The following is a 21043-nucleotide window of genomic DNA, read 5'->3' on the forward strand; positions in this document are numbered from 1 at the left end:
TTCCCTGCCCTCGTCTTCATTTTGCCAAATAAACTCCGGGGGTGTGGGGGCTGGCCCCCGCTCCCGTCGTCTCAAATCATCCGTTCATCGCCGCCCACACGCGCGCGGGCGTCACGGGCATGTCGATATGACCCACATCCTTGCCACCTGATCGCATCGCGTCCAACACCGCGTTCACCACAGCCGGTGGCGATCCAATCGCACCCGCCTCGCCGCAGCCTTTGACGCCCAAGGGGTTGTGTGTGCACGGCGTCTGGCAGGAATGATCCACCGTATAGAATGGCAGATCGCTGGCACGTGGCATCGCGTAATCCATGTAGGATGCGCTCAGCAGCTGGCCATCGCTGTCATAGCTACAGTTTTCCATCAAGGCCTGACCGATGCCTTGCGCCAACCCACCATGCACCTGACCGGTCACAATCATCGGGTTCACGATATTGCCAAAGTCATCGGCAGCCGCAAAACGTTCGATTGTCACATGGCCGGTTTCCGGGTCGAGCTCGACCTCACAGGCATAGGCACCCGACGGGTAGGTAAAGTTTGACGGATCGTAAAACGCCGTCTCTTCCAGACCCGGTTCAATGTCTTCCAGTGGATAGTTGTGCGGCACATAGGCGGCCAGTGTAACATCGCCCCACGCCACAGATTTATCCGTGCCCGCAACGCTGAACGCGCCATCCTTAAGCTCGATATCGCCCTCGGACGCTTCGAGCAGGTGTGACGCAATCTTTTTCGCCTTGGCGATGATCTTTTCTGTCGCGCGCACCATGGCAGACCCGCCCACGGCAAGGGATCTGGACCCGTAAGTCCCCATACCCATTGGCGTATTGGCGGTATCGCCATGCACGATCTCGATCATATCCTCGGGGATGCCGATCATCTCGGCGATGACTTGCGGGAACGCGGTCTCATGGCCTTGGCCGTGGCTGTGCGATCCGGTCATTACAACCAGACCACCCGTGGCATTCACCCGCACGGTGGCGGATTCGTACAGACCGGCACGTGCGCCAAGCTGCCCGACAAGGTTCGACGGCGCGATGCCGCAGGCCTCAATATAGCAGTTCACACCGAAGCCACGCAGCTTGCCTTTGGCCTCTGACGCGGTGCGGCGGGCGGCGAAACCGGCCATGTCTGAAATTTCTTCCAGCTTGTCCATGGTCGCGACGTAATCGCCCGTGTCATATTCCACCGCCACAGGGGTGGCATAGGGGAATTCGGTGATAAAGTTTTGACGCCGCAGGGCAATCGGATCAACGCCCAGCTCATGCGCACATTTATCGACCAGACGTTCAAGCTGATAGGTCGCCTCGGGGCGGCCAGCGCCGCGATAGGCATCAACGGGAACGGTGTTGGTGAACACGGCCTTAACGTTCACATAGATCAGCGGCGTTTTATAATTCCCCGCCATCAATGTGCCGTGCAGCCATGTTGGAACCGACGGCGCAAAGGTCGACAGATACGCGCCCATGTTGGCGTAAGTATCTGTTCGCAAAGCGGTAAAGTTGTTGTCCGCATCCAGCGCCATTTGGATTTTGGTCACGTGGTCGCGGCCATGGGCGTCCGACATGAACGCCTCTGACCGGCTGGATGTCCATTTAACCGGACGGTTACAGGCCTTGGCGGCAAAGGTGCAGAACGCTTCTTCTTGGTAGTGGAAAATCTTGGTGCCAAATCCACCGCCCACATCCGGGGCCACGACACGCAGCTTATGTTCAGGAATGCCCAGAACGAATGCACCCATCAGCAACCGAATAACATGCGGGTTTTGCGAGGTGGTATAAAGCGTGTGATCGCCGGTGCCGCGGGCGTAATCGCCAACCGCGACCCGTGGTTCCATCGGGTTGGCCACCAAACGGTTGTTGACCAGCTCAAGCGTGGTGACATGGGCCGCATCTTTGAACGCCTGATCGACGGCACCTTTGTTCTCTTCAACAAAGCCCCAGTCGTAACACAGGTTCGACGTCAGATCGTCATGCACCTTGGGCGCGCCGTCTTTCACGGCTTCCTTCATATCGATGACGGCGGGCAGATCGGTGATGTCCAGCACGATGGCTTCGGCGGCATCGCGGGCTTCGGCCAATGATTCCGCCACAACGGCGGCAATCGGTTCACCCACATGGCGCACTTTGCCGTGGGCCAGAACGGGGTGGCGCGGTTCTTGCATGACTTCGCCATGCTTGTCCGTCACCTGCCAACCGCAAGGGATCGATCCGACGGCTTCAAAATCCGCACCGGTGAAAATCTTGACCACGCCGGGCATGCCCTCGGCGGCCGATGTATCAACTGAGTTCAACGTACCATGGGCGATGTCCGAGCGCAGAAAGAACACATAGGCCTGACCATGCAGGTTAATATCGTCGGTATAATTACCCTCGCCGGTCAAAAACCGAATATCTTCGCGCCGCTTGCTGCTGGCACCAATTCCGCCATCCTTTGGCATAGTATTCTCCTCCCTATGGGGTGCCGCATGTGATGGGCACCATCGCGTTTGCAGGTTTTATCTGTTGGTGTGGCGCCACCCAGAACCGCAGGGATACGCCTTATTTATTGCGGATTATTGCGTCTTTTCCGTGCCTCCCCGCACGGGTCAGACGCGCCGCTTTTTACTCAGCCGCCAGCGCGCTGACGTCCTGGCCGGATGCGGCCATGATTGCTTTGACGATGTTGTGGTAGCCGGTGCAGCGGCAGATGTTGCCGTCCAGATAGTGGCGCACTTCGTCCTCGGTCGGTGTGGGGTTGTCTTTCAGCAGCGCCGAGGCAGACATGACCATGCCAGGGGTACAGAACCCGCATTGCAAACCGTGGTGATCCTGAAACGCCTGTTGGATCACGTTCAGCGATCCATCGGCATTGGCCATGGATTCGATGGTTTTCACGTCCGCGCCTTCGGCCTCGACCGCCAGCATGGTGCAGGCTTTGACGGCTTCGCCATCCACATGCACGACACAGGCACCACATTGGCTGGTGTCACAACCGATATGTGTCCCCGTCAGGTGCAGGTTTTCACGCAGAAACGACGCCAGCAGTGTACGGCCCTCAACCTCGCCAGACGCGGGCTTGCCGTTCACGGTCATTTTGACCTGTGTCATAGATATCCTCCCTTAAGTGTTCTTGATCTCGTTAAGGCAAGTTAAGCATGCCACCCGCCAGTTGAGAACAAAAATATTTTGCAATGCATGATTTTATGGGAAATTTTCGTGCAAATAGCTGTGATTACCCGCGGCGCGGTTGGGGCCGGGTCGCAATTTCCTTGAGCAATCCACCAACACCCATGGCGGCAATGTCGCGGTCGGTCACGGCAATACCGCAGGCGATCCGCGCCAAAACCCAATCAGCGCCATTCAGCGCAGGCGACCGCGCGCAGCCGGGCAAGCCGATCACCTTTTGCGTTTCCAGCGCACCCAGAAACAGCAGATTGCCCGGATCAACAGGCATGCCGAAACGTTCAACCGTGCCACCAGCAGCGCGCAAGGCAGAGGGGGCGACATCGTCGATGTCCGAGGTGGCCGATCCGGTCAGGATCAACACCAGACCCGTGTCCGCAGACTTAATTGCAGCACTTAGGGCCGCCGTCTGATGTGGCACCATCACCACGTCCTTTAATGCGATGTTCAGCGCGGCAAGGCGGTTCGCAATGGCCTCGCGGCCCTTGTCCCCCGCCCCTTTTGCGATCTCGGTGATGATCAATGTCGCATCAGGCAACACAGGCGGCGCAAGGCGGATTGCCCCACGTCCGGCCGCGCAGGCCCGTGCCAGATCATCCTGATCGACGCCATATGAAATAATCTTGATCGTGGCGACCATGCCGCCATTCGCCATCTGCTGAAACGGCGGCACCGTGGCCAATGTGATCATCGGGTGGACCGAATTCACAGCCTCAAGTGCGGCGACATCCAGCACGGCCACCCCCGGCCCCTTGGCCAGCAGATTGACGCGGCCGGTAAAGGCGTTTGTCATCTCAAGATGCGGATGATCGGCCAGCAACGCCTGCGCCAATTGCGCCGCTGCGGTGTTTTCATCCACATCGGTCACAGCCAGTTGCGCCACGGTGACTTGGCTTACCCCCGCGGCCAGCAGATCAGCAATGTGGCTTTCATCCAACCGCAGGCCTTTGCGCAGCCGCCCGTTGGGCAAGGCGACGGAATGCGCCAAAAGCGCGCCTGCTGCATCCTGCGTGGCGACGGCCCCGAACTTCACGGTTTTCTCAGGCTTTGCACCATCTGCGCAAGGATCGCCACGGCAATCTCGGGCGGGCCAGCCGCCCCGATATCAAGGCCGATGGGCCCCGCGATCCGTCCAATATCATCGTCGCTAAACCCCGCTGCCGTCAGCCGATCCACCCGCGATGCATGGGTGCGTTTAGACCCAAGCGCGCCGATGTAGAACGCGGGCGAACGCAACGCGATATGAAGCGCCGGATCGTCCAGTTTCGGGTCATGGGTCAGCAACACGACAGCGCTGCGGGTATCGACGCCAACCTCTTCCAGCGCTGCATCGGGCCAGTCATTGATCACGCGCGCCTCGGGAAAGCGCGCTTGCGAACCAAAAGCCTCGCGCGGGTCGATCACCACCACGTCAAACCCAGCAATCTGCGCCATCGGGGCCAAGGCTTGGGCAATATGCACCGCGCCCACAATGATCAGGCGCAAAGGCGGGTTGTGGATCGCAACAAAGGTATCGCCATCTTCCTCAACGCCGGACCGGTCCATCCGAAAACGGTTCTCGTACCCCTCGCCCACCAGACGCGCATTGCCGCCCGACAGCGACACCGCATAGCCGACAGGCTTGCGTGCGGCACGGGCCTTGACCAGATCGGCCAGAATATCAAAGGGCATGCCCGCATCGCCAATCGGTTCGACCAGCACGCGGATTTTACCGCCACAGGCCAGCCCGACTGCAAAGGCGTCGCCATCGCTGACACCGTATTCCAACAGGCGCGAAGTACCTTCTTCGATGGCCTCTAGCGCCTCGATCACCACGGCCCCTTCGACGCAGCCGCCTGACACAGACCCCTGCATTTCGCCGTCGCCGGAAATCGCCAGCTGCGCGCCCACCCGGCGCGGGGCCGATCCCCAGGTTTCGACAACTGTGGCCAATGCGGCACCACGGCCCGCTTCGGCCCATGCATAAGCGCGTTCTGGTGCGTCTTCAAAGATGTCCATCGGGGGTGTCTCCGGTTTTGCGGGGCGGTGCGGCTTGATATATGTAGTGCGTCATCGGCAATCGCTCAATGAGATAACTTGCACGCCGCCGCGCGCACTACTACATCTTGGCTAACACAACCGAACGGAGCCGCCCCCATGCCGATGCAAGCCAGCGATATCGAAGACCTTTTGCGCGAAACATTCCCCAACGCCAAGATCGAGGTCCAAGGCGATGATGGTGTCCACATGGCCGCGATGGTCATCGACGAAAGTTTTCGCGGAAAAAACCGCGTGCAGCAACAACGCGCCGTCTATGCCGCCCTCAAGGGCAAGATGGACGGCCCCAGCGGGGCTTTGCACGCGCTGGCCCTGACCACCAAGGCCCCCGATTAACCCCAAGGAGCACGCCCCATGGACCTGACACTTGTCGTTATACTGGCAGTTCTGGTGCTGATCGTGGCGGTGCTGCGCGGCCTGCAATCCCTGCGCCACACCCGTGATACCGACCGCGGGTCGCTTCCCGGCAAGGGCTATCACGAGATCGAAACAACCTATCACTCTGGCGGCGGCGGGGGCGGACATCAAACCACGTACCGCATTCCCAAGGACCCGCAAGAATACGCCAAACGCTTTATACCAAAGGACAAATCGAAATGACCGATACGGCAACACAAATCAAAGAGACCATCACAGCAAACGACGTAGTGCTGTTCATGAAGGGCACAAAATCCATGCCACAATGCGGGTTTTCGTCCCGTGTGGCCGGTGTGCTGAACTATATGGAAGTCGAATATGCCGACGTGAACGTGTTGGCCGACGAAGCATTGCGCCAAGGCATCAAGGACTTTTCCGACTGGCCCACCGTGCCGCAGCTGTATGTCAAAGGTGAATTCGTCGGCGGCTGTGACATCATCACCGAAATGATGCTGTCGGGCGAGCTGGACACATTGCTGGCTGAAAACGACGTCAAATTCGACCAAGACGCCGCCGACAAAATCCGCGAAGCGAACGGCTGATATTATAATGGGGGCTGGCGCGTTTGGCGTGCCAGCCCCTTTTTTTGTTTGATGGCGTGAATGCCCCTGAAACAGCGCGAAACACCACAGTTTCGCACCGGCTGAAATTATTTTCGCCAACCCCTATTCCCCCCTTGTAGACATGCCCAGCTGATCCCCATTTGTGATCGCGGCAGGCTGATTGCCCGAGGATTTTCATTTTGGATTACATCTATGTTGCGGCCGGGCTTTTGGGCCTTTTTTTAGGCGGCGAGGCATTGGTACGCGGAAGCGTCGGCATCGCGCAACGGCTGGCGATTTCGCCGCTGTTGATCGGCCTAACGGTCGTGGGGTTCGGCACCTCCATGCCCGAACTGCTGGTATCGATCGAAGCGGCGTGGCGCGGCGTGCCTGACATTGCTGTTGGTAATATCGTGGGGTCCAACATCGCAAATATCGCCTTGATTATGGGGATTACCGCGCTTGTTTGGCCCATCCGCGTGTCCGGTGCCACCCTGCGGCGCGACACGGGCGTTATGATCTTGGCCGCCGTGGCTTTGGTGCCTGTTTTTATGACCGGGCAAATCGGCAGACCAGCGGGCGCGATGCTGTTGGCGGGGCTGATCGGCTATCTGGTATGGGCCTATTTGCAGCCCGGTGACATGGCCCAAGACGATACCCTTAGCGCGGAAAAGCCCAAAGCGATCATAGCGGTCCTATGGGTGATTGCCGGTTTTGTCGCCTTGCTGTTCGGCGCGCGGTTTTTGGTCGATGGCGCGGTGTCCATCGCCCGCGATGCGGGCCTGTCCGAAGCGTTCATCGGGCTGACAATCGTCGCGGTTGGCACGTCCCTGCCTGAACTGGCCACATCGGTGGTGGCCGCGTTCCGGCGACAGTCAGAGATCGCCATTGGCAACGTGATCGGGTCCAACATCTTTAACGTATTGGGCATCTTGGGCGTCACCGCCGTGATCCAGCCCATTCCGGTTGCAAGCCGGTTCATCAGCTTCGATCTGCCGGTCATGATCGCGCTGTCGCTGGTGATCACCGCGCTTTTGCTGACGCGCCCCGTGATCGGGCGCGTTACAGGGATCGTGTTTTTAATCGGGTACGCGGCCTATGTGGTGCTGGCGCAGGGGTAACACCCCCTCGCCCGCCCTTCATCAAGCAGACCCGAGCGGTCAGCTCGCGACCTTATCTTCGACCTCTTGGGCCAAGGATTCGGCGCGGGCGGCCATTTCGGCCAAACCATCCGTGACCGCTTGTGGTACAACAGGCACTTCGATGCGTTCGGGTTCCACCACGGTGTCGCGCAGCTTCGCCAGCTCGGCCTCGCGTTCGGCCAGCTGTGCGCGCACTTCACCAACCTGATCTTCGACGCTGGCGGTTTTATCGGCCAGCAACAGGCCCGCCATCAACAGCATCCGCGCCTCTGGCATCCGGCCCACTTGATCCGATAGCACCTGCGCCTCGTCATCCAGCATCTTGGCTGCGGCGTGCAGATAGCTTTCTTCGCCTTCTTGGCAGGCAACCTCGAACTGGCGACCGCCGATGGAAATGGTAACTTCGGGCATCAAGCATACTCCTGCGCGGCTTCAACGAGGGGCGAAAGGGCAGACAAGATCGCCTCTGCCTCGGCGATTTGGGCTGTGCGGGCGGCGCGTAAGGCGTCCAGCTCGGCTTGCATTGCCTGATTGATCAGATCCGCGTCCCCGACACCTTCTTCGTTGGCGGCGCGCAAGGCGGCGCAGGCCTCTGACAGTTTGGTGTTGGCACCGCGCACCTGCTGCAATTCAACGTCCAACTGCTCAACCCGCGATTGTGCCTCCCCCTCTTGGGCCAGCTTGGCTTCCAATTCAGCGACTTTCGCATCAGCCGCGTCCAGTTTGGCCTGCGCATCCGCCGTTGCGGCCTCAAGCTGGTCATTCAGGGTTTTAACCCGCTCGGTCAATTGCGCATTGGCCAGACGTTCTTCTTCCAGGTCCTGCGACAGGTCAGGCACGTCCTCTTTGGCAGGTGCCAGCTTTTCCAGACCGCGCGCCGCGCGTTCCATGGCGGCCATAATACGGCCTTGCAATTGTTCTATGTCGCTCATGCCCTAATGCCCCTCGCAAGTTGCTTGGCCCAGTTTGCCAACCATCGAATCGATGGTCAACGTTGTTGCTATCGATCCTAACTAAACCATACGCGGATTACTGCCCCTTTAAGAACAACATCTTGGCGCCCCCTTTTCACACATCACCTGCCCGTGGGTGGTTGTGCTTGATCTTTGCGGGGTGGCTGGTATTCATCCGCCAAATGTTAATCCCCCTTATAAGGAAGCAACACCGTGGACTTGAACGCACTTGCGAAAGCAAATCCTGAGCATTGGTCCAAAGCGACCGCCATTCGCGCCCTGACGCTGGACGCCGTCGCCGCCGCCAATTCCGGCCACTCCGGGATGCCCATGGGCATGGCCGATGTTGCAACCGTGCTGTTCGAAAAGCACCTAAAATTTGATGCATCTAACCCGCTCTGGCCTGACCGCGACCGTTTCATTCTGTCAGCGGGTCACGGGTCGATGCTGATCTATTCGCTGCTGCATCTTGTGGGCGACGCACAATTCCCCATCGAAGAGTTGAAGAACTTCCGCCAAATGGGCGCACGCACTGCCGGGCACCCGGAAAACTTCCTTGCCGATGCGATTGAAACAACCACCGGCCCCTTGGGTCAGGGGATTGCGAATTCGGTTGGCTTTGCCATGGCCGAAGAAATCCAGCGCGCACAATACGGCAAGAAAATCGTCGATCACTTTACCTATGTGATTGCCGGCGACGGTTGCCTGATGGAAGGCGTCAGCCAAGAGGCGATTGCCCTTGCCGGCCGTCACAAGCTGAGCAAGCTGATCGTGATGTGGGACAATAACAACATCACCATCGATGGTCCCGTGACCCTGTCCGACACCGTTGATCAAGTGGCGCGCTTTAAGGCCGCCGGTTGGCATGTCGTAGAAATCGACGGTCACAACCCCGATCAGATCGACGCCGCCCTGACCGAGGCACGCAATTCCGATCTGCCGACGATGATCGCCTGCAAGACCCACATCGCCTTGGGCCACGCGGCACAAGACACGTCCAAGGGTCACGGCGCTCTGACCGATGCCGACCAGATGGCCGCTGCCAAAGCCGCCTATGGCTGGACAACCGGTCCGTTTGAAGTACCCGCCGATGTGAAATCCGCATGGGAATCCATTGGATCGCGCGGCGCAGACACCCGCAAAGAATGGGAAGAGCGTTTCGACGCGATGTCCCGCACCAAGCGCGAGGAGTTCAACCGCGCGCTGGCAGGCGATGCGCCCAAGAAACTGTCGGCCACCGTCAAGGCGTTCAAAAAGCAGATCTCTGAAACTGCACCGAAACTGGCCACCCGCGCCAGCAGCGAAAAGACGCTTGAGGTCTTGAACCCGCTGTATTCGGAAACCGTCGGCGGCTCGGCTGACCTGACCGGTTCCAACAACACCAAGACCGCCGATCTGGGCGTGTTTGACATCGATAACCGTGGTGGGCGCTATGTCTATTGGGGCATTCGTGAACATGGCATGGCGTCTGCAATGAACGGCATGGCCCTGCACGGCGGCATGCGCCCTTACGGCGGCACGTTTATGTGTTTCACCGATTATGCGCGCCCCGCCATGCGTCTGGCCGCGTTGATGAAAGTGCCAACCGTGTTCGTCATGACCCATGACAGCATCGGTCTGGGCGAAGATGGTCCGACCCACCAGCCTGTTGAACATCTGGCGATCAGCCGCGCGACACCCAACACCTATGTGTTCCGTCCCGCCGACACGATTGAAACAGCTGAGGCGTGGGAAATCGCGCTGACGTCCAAAGACACACCATCGGTGCTGTCGCTGACCCGTCAGGGCCTGCCGACCGTGCGTCTTGAGCATAAGAACAAGAACCTTACCGAACAGGGTGCTTACGTTCTGGCCGATGCCGAGGGCAAACGTCAGGTGATCCTGATCGCCACCGGTTCCGAGGTCGAGATCGCGTTGAAAGCGCGCGATATCCTGCAAGAGCAAGGCATCGGCACCCGCGTTGTCTCCATGCCCTGTATGGAGCTGTTCGCCGAACAAGACGAAGCATACCGCCGCCGGGTTCTGCCCGCAGGCCCCGTGCGCGTCGGTGTCGAAGCTGCCGTGCGTCAGGGTTGGGATCGCTGGCTGACCGGCGAGCGTGGCAAATGGAACAAAGCCGATTTCGTCGGCATGGACCGTTTCGGTGCCTCTGCCCCGGCAGACGAGCTGTTCGAGAAGTTCGGCATCACGCCGCAGAACGTGGCCGACAAAGCCAAGGCGCTGCTATAAACCAGCCTAACTTTCAGACATTAAAAAAGGGGGCCGCGTTGGCCCCCTTTTGCGTTTTAGATCAATACGATATCAGACCGCTTGCGGGCCCTTCTTTTTACGGCTGAACACAGCGCGCCACAGGGGCGTGACGATCTTTTCGCCAATAGGGATCAGGATCAAGCCAAGCGCCAAGCCAAACACGCCGTCCATCGCGGCCTTTGCGATCCATTCAACAGTCGCGGTATAGGCGGCGGGCACCATGTGGCCCATATAGGCGGCTGCGTCGTGGATCAGGTGGCCCAAAGTGCCAAAGCCCAGCTCTTCCATCCCGTGAATGATGATTGACCCGCCGACCCACAGCATCGCCGCAGTGCCGATAATGGTCAGCGTCGTCAGAAACTTCGGCATGCCGCGCACAACCGCGCGGCCGATGGTGCGGGTGACGCCAAGATTGCCGTTCTTCGCCATATACAGCCCCACGTCATCCGCCTTAACGATCAGCGCCACCGATCCATAGACCGCAACCGTGATCATGACCGCCGCCGCCGCCAGTGCCGCCGCTTCCATCCAGAAATTCGACACCGCAAGGTTGGACAGGATGATCGTCATGATTTCAGCAGACAGAATGAAATCGGTCTTGATCGCCCCTTGGGCCTTTTGCTCTTCCAGATGGGCGGGGTCTTCGATGATCTCGGCCTTTTCGGGATAGTCGTCATGCCCTGCGCCGCCCAACCCCAAGGCATGGGCAACTTTTTCCGCCCCTTCGAAACACAGATACGCGCCCCCCAACATCAGCAAGGGCGATATCGCCCAAGGCGCGAAATTGGAAAGCACCAAACCGGCAGGCAGCAAAAACACCAACTTGTTGCGAAGCGACCCTTTGGTGATCCGCCAGATGATCGGCAGCTCGCGCTTGGCCTCGAATCCATGCACATACTTCGGCGTCACGGCGGCGTCATCAATGACGGCCCCCGCTGCTTTTGCACTGGCTTTTGCGGCTTGCCCGAACACATCATCCACACTTGCTGCTGCCACTTTGGCAATTGCGGCCACGTCATCCAACAGCGCCAGTAAACCACTCATCATGTCTCTCCAAATTTGTCAGAAATGAACCTAGCCCAGTGCCAGACGAAGGCAAAGACCCAGCAGCATTTTGATAACCATGTCAGGTTATCGCTAACATGCCAAGTTATCGCTAACATACGGAATTTACGTCATTTTCCGCTTTCCGTCCCGCGCATGCTGCCATTATAGAGCGCCTAACGTCACCGCATTTTTCAAAGGACGCCCCATGACGATCAAAGTTGGTATTAACGGATTTGGCCGAATTGGCCGCTGCACCCTGTCACATATCGCCGCTTCTGGCCGCGATGACATCGAAGTGGTCCGCATCAATGCCACCGGCCCGCTTGAGACAGCGGCCCATCTGATCAAATACGATTCCGTCCACGGGCGTTTCCCGAACGAGGTGAAAGTCGGCAATGGCACGCTGGATCTGGGCCAAGGCCCGATCGAGGTCATGTCGACCTATGACATGAACGAGTTGAACTGGGACGGCTGCGATGTCGTTCTGGAATGCACCGGCAAATTCAACGACGGCACCAAGGCAAACGTTCACCTTGAGCGTGGCGCAAAGCGCGTGTTGCTGTCAGCACCGGGTAAAAACGTTGACCGTACAATCGTTTACGGTGTGAACGACCACGAATTGCAAGCGTCTGACACGATGATTTCGAACGGGTCCTGCACCACCAACTGTCTGGCCCCGCTGGCCAAGGTTCTGCAAGAATCCTTTGGCATCGAATACGGCATCATGACCACGATCCACAGCTATACCGGTGACCAGCCCACATTGGACCGCCGCCATGATGATCTGTACCGCGCCCGCGCTGCGGCCATGGCGTTGATCCCGACCTCGACCGGTGCAGCCGCCGCCTTGGGCGAAGTGTTGCCCGCGCTTAAGGGCAAGCTGGACGGTACCGCCATGCGCGTGCCCACCCCTAATGTCAGTGCCGTTGATCTGACATTCCGTGCCTCGCGCGATGTCACCGTCGAAGAGGTTAACGCCGCCATGCGCGCCGCCGCCGAAGGCCCGATGAAGCGCGTGCTGGGCTATGACCCGGAAAAGAAGGTCTCCATCGACTTTAACCACACCGAGGAAAGTTCAATCTTTGCACCGGATCAAACCATGGTTGTCTCGGACCGCATGGTGCGCGTGCTGGCGTGGTATGACAACGAATGGGGTTTCTCTGTGCGTATGGCCGATGTTGCCGTTGCCATGGGCAAGCTTGGCTAAGCCTTGCGGCACCGGCCCTGCCCTGTCATATCTGGGGTCCTGTTATCAACGGGGCCGCATGTATCTGGGCCGGGCACCGCGCAAGGAAGTTACGGAATGAACACCCCTATCGCCCTCGCTTTGGCAATTGTTCTGATTGGTGCGCTGGTTGTGGATGTGGCCTATTTCGGCACCGAAAACCTCATATTTTTAACTAAAAAGTTTATGGACCTGCTTGAGTGGGTCGCTTTCTGGCGCTGATCGGAAACACGCCGCCCTCATTTTCGGTGGTTTTCGCCAATCCTGTCCCTAATTGATGCCCCATCGGTTGACTTTTCGCCTTGGATCATCATGTTAGCGCTATCACATTCAGGAGGACGCCCCGATGGCAACCAAAATCGCAATCAATGGCTTTGGCCGCATTGGCCGCAACGTACTGCGCGCTTTGATGGAACAGGGTGGCGATGACCTTCAGGTGGTCGCGATCAATGATCTGGCCCCGCTTGAGACCAACGCCCATCTGTTCGAATTCGATTCCGTGCATGGCCGCTATGGCCGTCCGGTGACGCTGGGCGATGGTACAATGGACGTGGGCCAAGGGCCAATTCGCGTCACCGCCGAACGCGACCCCGCAGCATTGCCATGGGGCGATGTCGATATCGCGCTGGAATGCACTGGCATCTTTGTGACCCGCGACGGTGCTGCCAAGCATCTTGCGAATGGCTCCAAACGTGTGCTGATCTCGGCCCCCGGCAAAGACACCATGAAAACAATCGTCTACGGCGTGAACGAAGATATTATTACCGCCGATGACACGGTGATGAGCAACGCCTCCTGCACCACCAACTGCATGGCACCGCTGACCAAAACGCTGCACGACGCTTTCGGCATTGTGCATGGTCACATGACGACGATCCACGCCTTTACCGGCGATCAGCCGACCCATGACACCGCGCATAGCGATCTGTACCGCGCCCGCGCTGCATCCCTGTCGATGATCCCCACGACAACCGGTGCGGCCAAAACATTGGGCAAGGTTCTGCCAGAGCTTGACGGCATCATCGCCGGCACCGCGATCCGCGTGCCCACCCCCAACGTATCTTGCGTTGATCTGGTGGTCGAGCTTTCCCGCAAGGTGACGGCAGAGGACGTGAACAACGTGCTACGCGCCGCGTCCGAAGGGCCGCTCAAAGGCATCATGGGCATGGTCGACAAACCACTTGTGTCGATTGACCTGAACCACGACAGCCATTCCTGCGTCGTCGCCACCGATCAAACATCGGTTCAAAACGGCACACAACTGCGCGTGTTGGCGTGGTATGACAACGAATGGGGCTTTTCCAACCGGATGCTGGACACATCCCGCGTGATCGCCAAATTCCTTTAGGGATTATGCGCCGGAAAAGCGTTTCTTAAGCTCGGCATTGACGGCGGGCGTCACAAATTTGCTGACGTCCCCGCCAAGCCGGGCAATTTCCTTGACCAGCTTGCTTGCAATCGCCTGATGTTCGGCCTCTGCCATCAGGAACACCGTTTCAATGCTGTCATCCAGCTTACGGTTCATGCCAACCATTTGATATTCATATTCAAAATCGGCAACAGCACGCAATCCACGAATGATCATCTGCGCACCCACATCACGGGCGCAATCAATCAGCAGATTTTCAAAGGGATGCACAACGATATTGGTGCCGGTTTCTTCTGACAGCGCCGCGCATTCCGAATTGATCAGCGCCACACGTTCTTCCAGCTCGAACAGCGGCCCCTTGTCACGGTTGATGGCCACGCCGATCACCAGTTTGTCGACCAATGTCGCAGCACGGCGGATGATATCAAGGTGGCCCAACGTGATCGGGTCAAAGGTGCCGGGATACAGGCCAACGCGCATAGGATAATCCAGTTTTTTGGTGTCTTAAAATTTGCGGCAGGCAAGCATTTACTTGCCTGAAACGCAACGGCCTATTTTGGCATTAGCGCGCGACGTTGGGGCTAATGCCCCATGATCATCCCCTCAAGGGCATCTTTCTCCATCGAAAGCTCCATCAGGCGGGCCTTGACCACGTCGCCAAGCGAAATCAATCCGATCAATGCACCGTCTTCCAGCACTGGCATGTGGCGGAACCGTCCCTCGGTCATTTTGTTCAGGATCGCGTCTGATGTCTCGTTCTTGGTGCAGGTCACCAGCTTGCGGGTCATCAGGCTCTCGACGGTCATGTTCAGACACGCGCCGCCCTGACGGCCCAGCTCGCGCACGATATCACGCTCTGACAGGATACCATCGGGGTTCTTGCCGTCGCTCGATATCACCAAGGTCCCGATCCGCTTTTCCGCCAACATCTGCGCCGCATCGGCGATCAACATGCCTGGCTTGACCGTGGTCACACTGTCGTCAGCCTTGGTTTTCAGGATTTGAGATACAAGCATTCAGGAGCCCTCCGCAATAATATTGCTCTGAACCCTAGGTTCCCTTTAATGCTATTACCTGTCAAGTATTTGCCTCAAGTTTTAACACTTCTGTTCGAATACCTTGGGCGAGTTCATCTGCAAAGCGGCTCAACCTTTGATTGCGGCGATCATCCTCGTGCCGGATCAGGTAAAATGCCCGGCTCAGCGCCACCTGCGATGTCAAAACCCGCGTCACGCCGGGGGTGGCGGGCAGACAGAAATCATGGACAATGCCAACGCCCCCACCCTGCCGGATCATATTCACCTGCACGGAAACCGAATTCGATGCCAAGGGGACGCGGGTCATGCCCAATTCGGTTAGATAATCCAGCTCGCGGTCGAAAATCATATCGGGGATATAGCCCACCAAGCGATGCCCTTGCAGATCGTCAGTGCTGCGAATGGGCGCGCTGCTGTTCAGATATGCCTCGGACGCCGCCAGATGCAGCTTATACTCGGTGACTTTTTGCACCACTAGCCGCCCCGCTGTGGGCGCGCTCACGCCAATCGCCATATCTGCTTCGCGCCGCGACAGGTTGAACACCCGCGGCAGGGCGACGATCTGAATGTCCAGCTCCGGGTTTGCCTCGATCAGCCGGGCACAGACCTGCGGCAACAGATAGTTCGCACAGCCATCCGGCGCACCAATCCTGATTTGCCCCCGCAACCGATCCGACGGCTCCGCCACTTGAGCCGTGGCTACGCGCATCGCCTGCTCGGCCGCCTCAGCCCGTTCCAACAACTGCGCGCCCGCCTCGGTCAGCGCATAGCCCGTTGGCGATTTCACGAACAAAACCGCCCCCAACCCTTTCTCGACCCGCGCCATCCGCCGCCCCAAGGTCGCCGGATCAAGCCGCAAAATCTTACCCGCCCCCGACAGGCTCTGCTCGCGCGCAACCGCCAGAAACAGCCGTAGATCATCCCAATTCCCTAACACGCGCCACACCTCTCTTCATTTTGCCCAAAAAACTCCGGGGGAGTCCGCAGGACGGGGGCTGGCCCCCTACCCGCTGTGCAAACTGCACATACGTCTTGCAAAAATGCAAAACAGTTTTGACTTCATGCCCCTTTCACAATCATTTTTGCAAGCCTATCCTTCGCGCAAACTTAACCGGAGGATTCCCATGCAAGAGCTCACCCATTATTTGAACGGCGAACATGTCAAAGGCACGTCGGGCCGTTTTGCCGATGTTTTCAACCCCGCCACCGGCGAAGTGCAGGCCAAATGCCCCCTCGCCAACGAGGCCGAGATGGACCAGGCCGTGAAATACGCCATGGCCGCACAGCCAGCTTGGGCCGCCGTAAACCCACAGCGCCGCGCGCGGGTGATGATGAAATTCGTCGACCTGCTGAACCGCGACATGGACAAACTGGCCGAGGCGCTGTCGCGCGAGCACGGTAAAACCCTCCCCGATGCCGCAGGCGACGTGCAGCGCGGGCTTGAGGTTGTTGAATACTGCATCGGCGCGCCTGAATTGCTGAAAGGCGACTACACCGACAGCGCGGGCCCCGGCATCGACATGTATTCCATGCGCCAACCCTTGGGCGTGTCCGCAGGCATCACGCCGTTCAACTTCCCCGCCATGATCCCCATGTGGATGTTCGCCCCCGCCATCGTTTGCGGCAACGCCTTCATCCTAAAACCGTCCGAGCGTGATCCCTCTGTTCCGCTGATGCTGGCCGAACTGCTGGAAGAAGCAGGCCTGCCCAAAGGCATCATCCAAGTCGTCAACGGCGACAAAGAAGCGGTCGATGCGATCCTGCACCACCCTGTCATTCAATCCGTGGGCTTTGTCGGCTCCACCCCGATTGCCGAATATATCTATGGCACGGGTTGTGCGAATGGTAAGCGCGTTCAATGCTTTGGCGGTGCCAAGAACCACATGATCATCATGCCCGATGCCGATCTGGACCAAGCAGCCGATGCGCTGATCGGTGCGGGCTACGGCGCGGCTGGCGAACGCTGCATGGCGATTTCCGTGGCCGTCCCAGTCGGTGACGAAACCGCCGACCGTTTGATCGAGAAACTGATCCCGCGCATCGAAAAGCTGAAGGTCGGCCCATACACATCCGGCAAAGACGTCGATTACGGCCCCGTTGTTACCGGTGCAGCCAAGGCCAACATCGAACGTCTGGTGCAAACCGGTATCGACCAGGGCGCGACCTTGGTTGTCGATGGCCGTGACTTCAAACTGCAAGGCTATGAAGACGGCTTTTTCGTCGGCCCGCACCTGTTTGATAACGTCACCAAGGATATGGACATCTACAAGCACGAGATTTTCGGCCCCGTGCTGTCCACCGTGCGTGCCAAAACCTATGAAGAGGCGCTTGGCCTTGCCATGGATCACGAGATGGGCAACGGCACCGCGATCTTTACCCGCGACGGTGACGCCGCGCGTGATTTCGCGAACCGGGTGAACGTAGGCATGATCGGTATCAACGTGCCGATCCCTGTGCCGCTCGCCTATCACACCTTTGGCGGCTGGAAAAAATCGGTCTTTGGCGATCTTAACCAGCACGGGCCAGATGCGTTCAAATTCTACACACGCACCAAAACCGTGACCTCGCGCTGGCCGTCAGGCATCAAAGAAGGCGGCGAGTTCAACTTTAAACCGATGGAGTGATCCATGCGCTGCGGGGGGAATCCCCCGCAGACCGCTTGCGCCTTCGGCGCATCTCTATACAATTAAACGAACGTTCAATTCGACCGATCTTGGGAGGGATCATCGCTATGGATTTCGCACTTTCCGAAGAACAATCTGCCATCTTCGACATGGCCTACGGCTTTGGCCAAGAACATATTGCCCCCTTTGCGCGGCAATGGGAAAAAGACGAAACCATCCCCAAGGAAATCTGGCCCAAAATCGCCGAGCTTGGCTTTGGCGGGTTGTATGTGTCTGAAGACGCTGGCGGATCTGGCCTGACGCGGCTTGATGCCACGTTGGTGTTCGAGGCGCTGAGCATGGCCTGCCCCTCCGTTGCGGCCTTCCTGTCGATCCACAACATGTGCGCCAAGATGCTCGACAGCTTTGCCAGCGACGAATTGAAATCGCGGATCATGGACGATGTCTTGTCGATGAACACCGTGCTTAGCTATTGCCTGACTGAACCAGGATCAGGCTCCGACGCGGCGGCTCTCAAGACAAAATGCGACCGGACCAACGACGGCTACACCCTGAACGGGACCAAGGCGTTCATCTCGGGTGGCGGGTATTCCGACGCCTATGTGGCCATGGTGCGCACCTCTGACGATGGGGCCGCGGGCGTGTCCACCGTCTATGTCGAAGACGGCACCAAGGGGCTGTCGTTTGGCGGGCTTGAAGACAAAATGGGCTGGCGCAGCCAACCGACGTCACAGGTGCAATTCGATGATTGCACCATCCCCGCCGGCAATCTGGTGGGCGAAGAAGGCAAAGGCTTCAAATACGCGATGATGGGGCTGGATGGCGGGCGTTTGAACATCGCCGCCTGTTCGCTGGGGGCCGCGCAAACCGCGCTGACCTCGACCCTGAACTACATGGGCGACCGCAAGGCATTCGGTAAATCCATCGACCAGTTCCAAGGCCTGCAATGGCGTCTCGCGGATATGGAGATCGAGCTGCAAGCCGCCCGCACCTTCCTGCGCCACGCCGCATGGAAGCTGGACAACGGCGCGCCTGATGCCACCAAGTTCTGCGCCATGGCCAAGAAATTCGTGACCGAAACGGGCAGCAAGGTCGTCGATCAATGCCTGCAATTGCATGGCGGTTATGGCTATCTGGCCGATTACGGCATCGAAAAACTGGTGCGTGATCTGCGTGTGCACCAGATCCTTGAAGGCACAAACGAAATTATGCGCGTGATTGTCGCCCGTGACATGCTGAAAAACAGATGAGCGATATTTGCATCCGCATTACGGGCCGTGCCGGTCGGATCACCCTGACCCGCCCCCAAGCGCTGAACGCGTTAACCTATGAGATGTGTCTGGCCATCGAAGACGCATTCGATGCGTGGCGCGACAATGACGCCGTTGACCTGATCGTGCTGGATGCGGAGGGCGAACGCGCCTTTTGCTCCGGCGGGGATATTGCCGAGTTGTATGCCACCGGCACCAAGGGGGATTACGCCTATGGCCGCAAATTCTGGGCGGATGAATACCGGTTGAACGCCAAGATTTTCGCCTATCCCAAGCCGGTTGTCTCCTTCCTGCAAGGCTTCACAATGGGCGGCGGCGTTGGCCTTGGCTGTCACGGATCGCACCGCATTGTGGGCGAAAACAGCCAGATCGCGATGCCCGAATGCGGGATCGGTCTGCTGCCTGATGTGGGCGGCACTTTGATGCTGGCGCTGGCACCGGGGCGCATGGGGGAATATCTGGGCACCACCGCCACCCGCATGGCCGCCGAAGACGCTATTTATGCAGGTTTTGCAGATAGCTACATTCCGCAGCTAAAGTGGAATGACATAATTCGCGCGCTCGAAACTTCGGGCGATGTGGCCGTCATTGACGCCGCAAAAATCGCGCCGCCTGACTCGACTTTAGCCACGCTACAAGACCAGATAGACGAGCTGTTCGATGGTGAATCACTGAGCGATGTGCTGAACAATCTGCGCACCAAAGACAGCGATTTCGCTGCCGAGACCTACAAGAAAATGTCCCGGATGAGCCCCCTTGCCATGGCCAGCACGATTGAGGCGATCCACCGTCTGCGCGGGCCTTCGTTGACCATCGAGAAGGCGCTGGACCTTGAATACCGGTTCACCTTCCGCGCGATGGAGCATGGCGATTTTCTGGAAGGCATTCGCGCGGCGATCATCGACAAAGACCGCGACCCCAGCTGGAAATACGCCGATATGAATGTCCCTTTGGCGGCGGTGGCCACGATGTTGAAACCCTTGGGCCAAGACGCCCTGACACTGGAGAAAACGACATGAGCATGAAGATTGGTTTCATTGGGCTTGGCAATATGGGTGCGCCGATGGCGTCCAATCTGGCCAAGGCCGGGCATCAGGTTACGGGCTTTGACGTCGCAGGTACCACTGCTGAAGGCGTCGCTGCCGCCGTCGATCTTGAGGGTGCCGTCAAAGGCATGGACGTCGTGATCACCATGCTGCCAAACGGATCGATCCTGCGCCAAGTCGCAGCACAAGCCATTCCCCACATGAGCAAGGGCACGCTGTTTATTGACTGCTCTACCGTGGATGTAGAAAGCGCTAAGAACACCTCGGAAGCTGCTGAAGATACGGGGATTTTGGCCGTTGATGCCCCGGTATCGGGTGGTATCGGCGGGGCGGCTGGCGGGACGCTTACATTCATGGCCGGAGGGTCCGACGCGGCATTTGCCAAGGCAAAGCCGCTGTTCGACATCATGGGCCAAAAGGCAGTGCATTGCGGTGATGCAGGTGCGGGTCAAGCGGCGAAAATCTGCAACAACATGATCCTTGGCGTCACGATGGTCGCCACCTGCGAAGCCTTTGCGCTGGCCGATAAACTAGGTCTCGACCGTCAGAAAATGTTCGACGTGGTCAGCACGTCTTCGGGCTATAGCTGGTCGATGAACGCCTATTGCCCTGCCCCCGGTGTCGGCCCCACCTCGCCCGCCGACAATGGCTATGCGCCCGGGTTTGCGGCTGAATTAATGCTCAAGGATTTGGGGCTGTCGCAACAAGCCGCCGAGATGGCCAATGCCGACACGCCGATGGGCGAATTGGCCCGTACGCTTTATGCCCAATTTGTCGAGGATGAAGACGGCATGGGTAAAGACTTCTCGGCCATGCTGCCCCGTTTTGAACAACGCAATCGGGGATGAGCTTCTTGGGGCGAAGGCCGGGGGTTTCACACCCCCGGACCCCCGTGGAGTTTACTTGGCAAAATGAACGA

22 protein-coding genes are annotated in these 21043 nt (G+C 58.6%); 12 read left to right on the top strand and 10 right to left on the bottom strand.

All coding sequences use genetic code 11. From position 1 onward, the window contains the following. Positions 1-76: 76 nt before the first annotated feature. The 4 genes from AADJ11_RS11000 to AADJ11_RS11015 form a co-directional block, all read right to left on the bottom strand. Positions 77-2440 carry a xanthine dehydrogenase family protein molybdopterin-binding subunit gene (locus AADJ11_RS11000; RefSeq protein WP_341234570.1) on the bottom strand — a complete coding sequence of 788 codons (2364 nt, stop codon included), beginning with the start codon at positions 2438-2440 and terminating at the stop codon, positions 77-79. 163 nt (positions 2441-2603) lie between these two features. Next, positions 2604-3089 carry a (2Fe-2S)-binding protein gene (locus tag AADJ11_RS11005; RefSeq protein WP_341234571.1) on the bottom strand — a complete coding sequence of 162 codons (486 nt, stop codon included), beginning with the start codon at positions 3087-3089 and terminating at the stop codon, positions 2604-2606. 124 nt (positions 3090-3213) lie between these two features. Continuing rightward, positions 3214-4197, bottom strand: a complete 984-nt coding sequence (locus AADJ11_RS11010) for a molybdopterin-binding protein (protein WP_341234572.1) — start codon at positions 4195-4197, stop codon at positions 3214-3216. Further along, positions 4194-5162, bottom strand: a complete 969-nt coding sequence (locus AADJ11_RS11015; RefSeq protein ID WP_341234573.1) for an XdhC family protein — start codon at positions 5160-5162, stop codon at positions 4194-4196. Before AADJ11_RS11015 ends, AADJ11_RS11010 begins: the two co-directional genes overlap by 4 nt. A 138-nt stretch (positions 5163-5300) precedes the next feature. On the opposite strand from AADJ11_RS11015, the gene AADJ11_RS11020 reads away from it, so the two are divergent. The 4 genes from AADJ11_RS11020 to AADJ11_RS11035 all read left to right on the top strand — a co-directional run bounded on the left by AADJ11_RS11020 (position 5301) and on the right by AADJ11_RS11035 (position 7281). Next, on the top strand, positions 5301-5537 hold the full coding sequence (locus AADJ11_RS11020) for a BolA/IbaG family iron-sulfur metabolism protein (protein WP_341234574.1): 237 nt from the start codon (positions 5301-5303) through the stop codon (positions 5535-5537). 18 nt (positions 5538-5555) lie between these two features. Beyond that, on the top strand, positions 5556-5801 hold the full coding sequence (locus AADJ11_RS11025; RefSeq protein WP_341234575.1) for a hypothetical protein: 246 nt from the start codon (positions 5556-5558) through the stop codon (positions 5799-5801). Next, a complete protein-coding gene (gene grxD / locus AADJ11_RS11030; RefSeq protein ID WP_341234576.1) occupies positions 5798-6160 on the top strand; it encodes a Grx4 family monothiol glutaredoxin in 363 nt (120 codons plus the stop codon). Before AADJ11_RS11025 ends, grxD begins: the two co-directional genes overlap by 4 nt. A gap of 200 nt (positions 6161-6360) precedes the next feature. Beyond that, positions 6361-7281, top strand: a complete 921-nt coding sequence (locus AADJ11_RS11035) for a calcium/sodium antiporter (RefSeq protein ID WP_341234577.1) — start codon at positions 6361-6363, stop codon at positions 7279-7281. Positions 7282-7320: 39 nt separating this feature from the next. On the opposite strand, the gene AADJ11_RS11040 is transcribed toward AADJ11_RS11035, so the two are convergent. After that, positions 7321-7713 carry a cell division protein ZapA gene (locus AADJ11_RS11040; protein WP_341234578.1) on the bottom strand — a complete coding sequence of 131 codons (393 nt, stop codon included), beginning with the start codon at positions 7711-7713 and terminating at the stop codon, positions 7321-7323. Next, positions 7713-8234 (bottom strand): hypothetical protein, encoded by a 522-nt coding sequence (locus AADJ11_RS11045; RefSeq protein WP_341234579.1) that lies wholly within the window; start codon positions 8232-8234, stop codon positions 7713-7715. The genes AADJ11_RS11040 and AADJ11_RS11045 overlap by 1 nt, the downstream gene beginning before the upstream one ends. Positions 8235-8468: 234 nt before the next feature. On the opposite strand from AADJ11_RS11045, the gene tkt reads away from it, so the two are divergent. Further along, a complete protein-coding gene (gene tkt / locus AADJ11_RS11050; protein ID WP_341234580.1) occupies positions 8469-10484 on the top strand; it encodes a transketolase in 2016 nt (671 codons plus the stop codon). 72 nt (positions 10485-10556) lie between these two features. Here the strand turns inward: tkt and AADJ11_RS11055 are convergent, their stop codons facing one another. Continuing rightward, complete coding sequence (locus AADJ11_RS11055) at positions 10557-11549, bottom strand: DUF808 domain-containing protein (RefSeq protein ID WP_341234581.1); 993 nt, start codon at positions 11547-11549, stop codon at positions 10557-10559. A 208-nt stretch (positions 11550-11757) separates the two neighbouring features. On the opposite strand from AADJ11_RS11055, the gene gap (AADJ11_RS11060) reads away from it, so the two are divergent. From gap (AADJ11_RS11060) to gap (AADJ11_RS11070), 3 genes are all read left to right on the top strand, one after another. After that, positions 11758-12759 (top strand): type I glyceraldehyde-3-phosphate dehydrogenase, encoded by a 1002-nt coding sequence (gap, locus tag AADJ11_RS11060; RefSeq protein ID WP_341234582.1) that lies wholly within the window; start codon positions 11758-11760, stop codon positions 12757-12759. Between the two features lie 96 nt (positions 12760-12855). After that, entirely contained in the window at positions 12856-12999 is a 144-nt protein-coding gene (locus tag AADJ11_RS11065; RefSeq protein WP_341234583.1) for a hypothetical protein, read from the top strand. Between the two features lie 124 nt (positions 13000-13123). Then, positions 13124-14125 (top strand): type I glyceraldehyde-3-phosphate dehydrogenase, encoded by a 1002-nt coding sequence (gene gap, locus AADJ11_RS11070; protein WP_341234584.1) that lies wholly within the window; start codon positions 13124-13126, stop codon positions 14123-14125. A 3-nt stretch (positions 14126-14128) separates the two neighbouring features. Here the strand turns inward: gap (AADJ11_RS11070) and coaD are convergent, their stop codons facing one another. The 3 genes from coaD to AADJ11_RS11085 all read right to left on the bottom strand — a co-directional run bounded on the left by coaD (position 14129) and on the right by AADJ11_RS11085 (position 16120). Then, positions 14129-14626, bottom strand: a complete 498-nt coding sequence (gene coaD / locus AADJ11_RS11075) for a pantetheine-phosphate adenylyltransferase (protein ID WP_093914799.1) — start codon at positions 14624-14626, stop codon at positions 14129-14131. A 101-nt stretch (positions 14627-14727) separates the two neighbouring features. Beyond that, positions 14728-15162: a CBS domain-containing protein gene (locus tag AADJ11_RS11080; RefSeq protein ID WP_341234585.1), complete on the bottom strand. Its 435-nt coding sequence runs from the start codon at positions 15160-15162 to the stop codon at positions 14728-14730. A 61-nt stretch (positions 15163-15223) separates the two neighbouring features. Next, positions 15224-16120 carry a LysR family transcriptional regulator gene (locus AADJ11_RS11085; protein WP_341234586.1) on the bottom strand — a complete coding sequence of 299 codons (897 nt, stop codon included), beginning with the start codon at positions 16118-16120 and terminating at the stop codon, positions 15224-15226. Positions 16121-16307: 187 nt separating this feature from the next. Here AADJ11_RS11085 and AADJ11_RS11090 point away from each other — a divergent pair, with 187 nt between their 5' ends. The 4 genes from AADJ11_RS11090 (at position 16308) to mmsB (ending at position 20972) form a co-directional block, all read left to right on the top strand. Beyond that, positions 16308-17807, top strand: a complete 1500-nt coding sequence (locus AADJ11_RS11090; protein WP_341234587.1) for a CoA-acylating methylmalonate-semialdehyde dehydrogenase — start codon at positions 16308-16310, stop codon at positions 17805-17807. 107 nt (positions 17808-17914) lie between these two features. After that, entirely contained in the window at positions 17915-19057 is a 1143-nt protein-coding gene (locus tag AADJ11_RS11095) for an acyl-CoA dehydrogenase family protein (protein WP_341234588.1), read from the top strand. After that, positions 19054-20097 (top strand): enoyl-CoA hydratase/isomerase family protein, encoded by a 1044-nt coding sequence (locus AADJ11_RS11100; protein WP_341234589.1) that lies wholly within the window; start codon positions 19054-19056, stop codon positions 20095-20097. The genes AADJ11_RS11095 and AADJ11_RS11100 overlap by 4 nt, the downstream gene beginning before the upstream one ends. 2 nt (positions 20098-20099) lie before the next feature. After that, positions 20100-20972, top strand: a complete 873-nt coding sequence (mmsB, locus tag AADJ11_RS11105; RefSeq protein ID WP_341235010.1) for a 3-hydroxyisobutyrate dehydrogenase — start codon at positions 20100-20102, stop codon at positions 20970-20972. The last annotated feature ends 71 nt before the right edge of the window (positions 20973-21043 follow it).

It is taken from the genome of uncultured Sulfitobacter sp., assembly GCF_964021855.1.
Lineage (GTDB): Bacteria > Pseudomonadota > Alphaproteobacteria > Rhodobacterales > Rhodobacteraceae > Sulfitobacter.

Bases quoted from the DNA above. Each gene is read 5' to 3' on its own strand.
- AADJ11_RS11000 (WP_341234570.1), bottom strand. From the start codon at position 2,440: ATGCCAAAGGATGGCGGAATTGGTGCCAGCAGCAAGCGGCGCGAAGAT.
- AADJ11_RS11005 (WP_341234571.1), bottom strand. From the start codon at position 3,089: ATGACACAGGTCAAAATGACCGTGAACGGCAAGCCCGCGTCTGGCGAG.
- AADJ11_RS11015 (WP_341234573.1), bottom strand. From the start codon at position 5,162: ATGGACATCTTTGAAGACGCACCAGAACGCGCTTATGCATGGGCCGAA.
- AADJ11_RS11020 (WP_341234574.1), top strand. From the start codon at position 5,301: ATGCCGATGCAAGCCAGCGATATCGAAGACCTTTTGCGCGAAACATTC.
- AADJ11_RS11025 (WP_341234575.1), top strand. From the start codon at position 5,556: ATGGACCTGACACTTGTCGTTATACTGGCAGTTCTGGTGCTGATCGTG.
- grxD (WP_341234576.1), top strand. From the start codon at position 5,798: ATGACCGATACGGCAACACAAATCAAAGAGACCATCACAGCAAACGAC.
- AADJ11_RS11040 (WP_341234578.1), bottom strand. From the start codon at position 7,713: ATGCCCGAAGTTACCATTTCCATCGGCGGTCGCCAGTTCGAGGTTGCC.
- AADJ11_RS11045 (WP_341234579.1), bottom strand. From the start codon at position 8,234: ATGAGCGACATAGAACAATTGCAAGGCCGTATTATGGCCGCCATGGAA.
- AADJ11_RS11055 (WP_341234581.1), bottom strand. From the start codon at position 11,549: ATGAGTGGTTTACTGGCGCTGTTGGATGACGTGGCCGCAATTGCCAAA.
- gap (WP_341234582.1), top strand. From the start codon at position 11,758: ATGACGATCAAAGTTGGTATTAACGGATTTGGCCGAATTGGCCGCTGC.
- AADJ11_RS11065 (WP_341234583.1), top strand. From the start codon at position 12,856: ATGAACACCCCTATCGCCCTCGCTTTGGCAATTGTTCTGATTGGTGCG.
- gap (WP_341234584.1), top strand. From the start codon at position 13,124: ATGGCAACCAAAATCGCAATCAATGGCTTTGGCCGCATTGGCCGCAAC.
- coaD (WP_093914799.1), bottom strand. From the start codon at position 14,626: ATGCGCGTTGGCCTGTATCCCGGCACCTTTGACCCGATCACGTTGGGC.
- AADJ11_RS11080 (WP_341234585.1), bottom strand. From the start codon at position 15,162: ATGCTTGTATCTCAAATCCTGAAAACCAAGGCTGACGACAGTGTGACC.
- AADJ11_RS11090 (WP_341234587.1), top strand. From the start codon at position 16,308: ATGCAAGAGCTCACCCATTATTTGAACGGCGAACATGTCAAAGGCACG.
- AADJ11_RS11095 (WP_341234588.1), top strand. From the start codon at position 17,915: ATGGATTTCGCACTTTCCGAAGAACAATCTGCCATCTTCGACATGGCC.
- AADJ11_RS11100 (WP_341234589.1), top strand. From the start codon at position 19,054: ATGAGCGATATTTGCATCCGCATTACGGGCCGTGCCGGTCGGATCACC.
- mmsB (WP_341235010.1), top strand. From the start codon at position 20,100: ATGAAGATTGGTTTCATTGGGCTTGGCAATATGGGTGCGCCGATGGCG.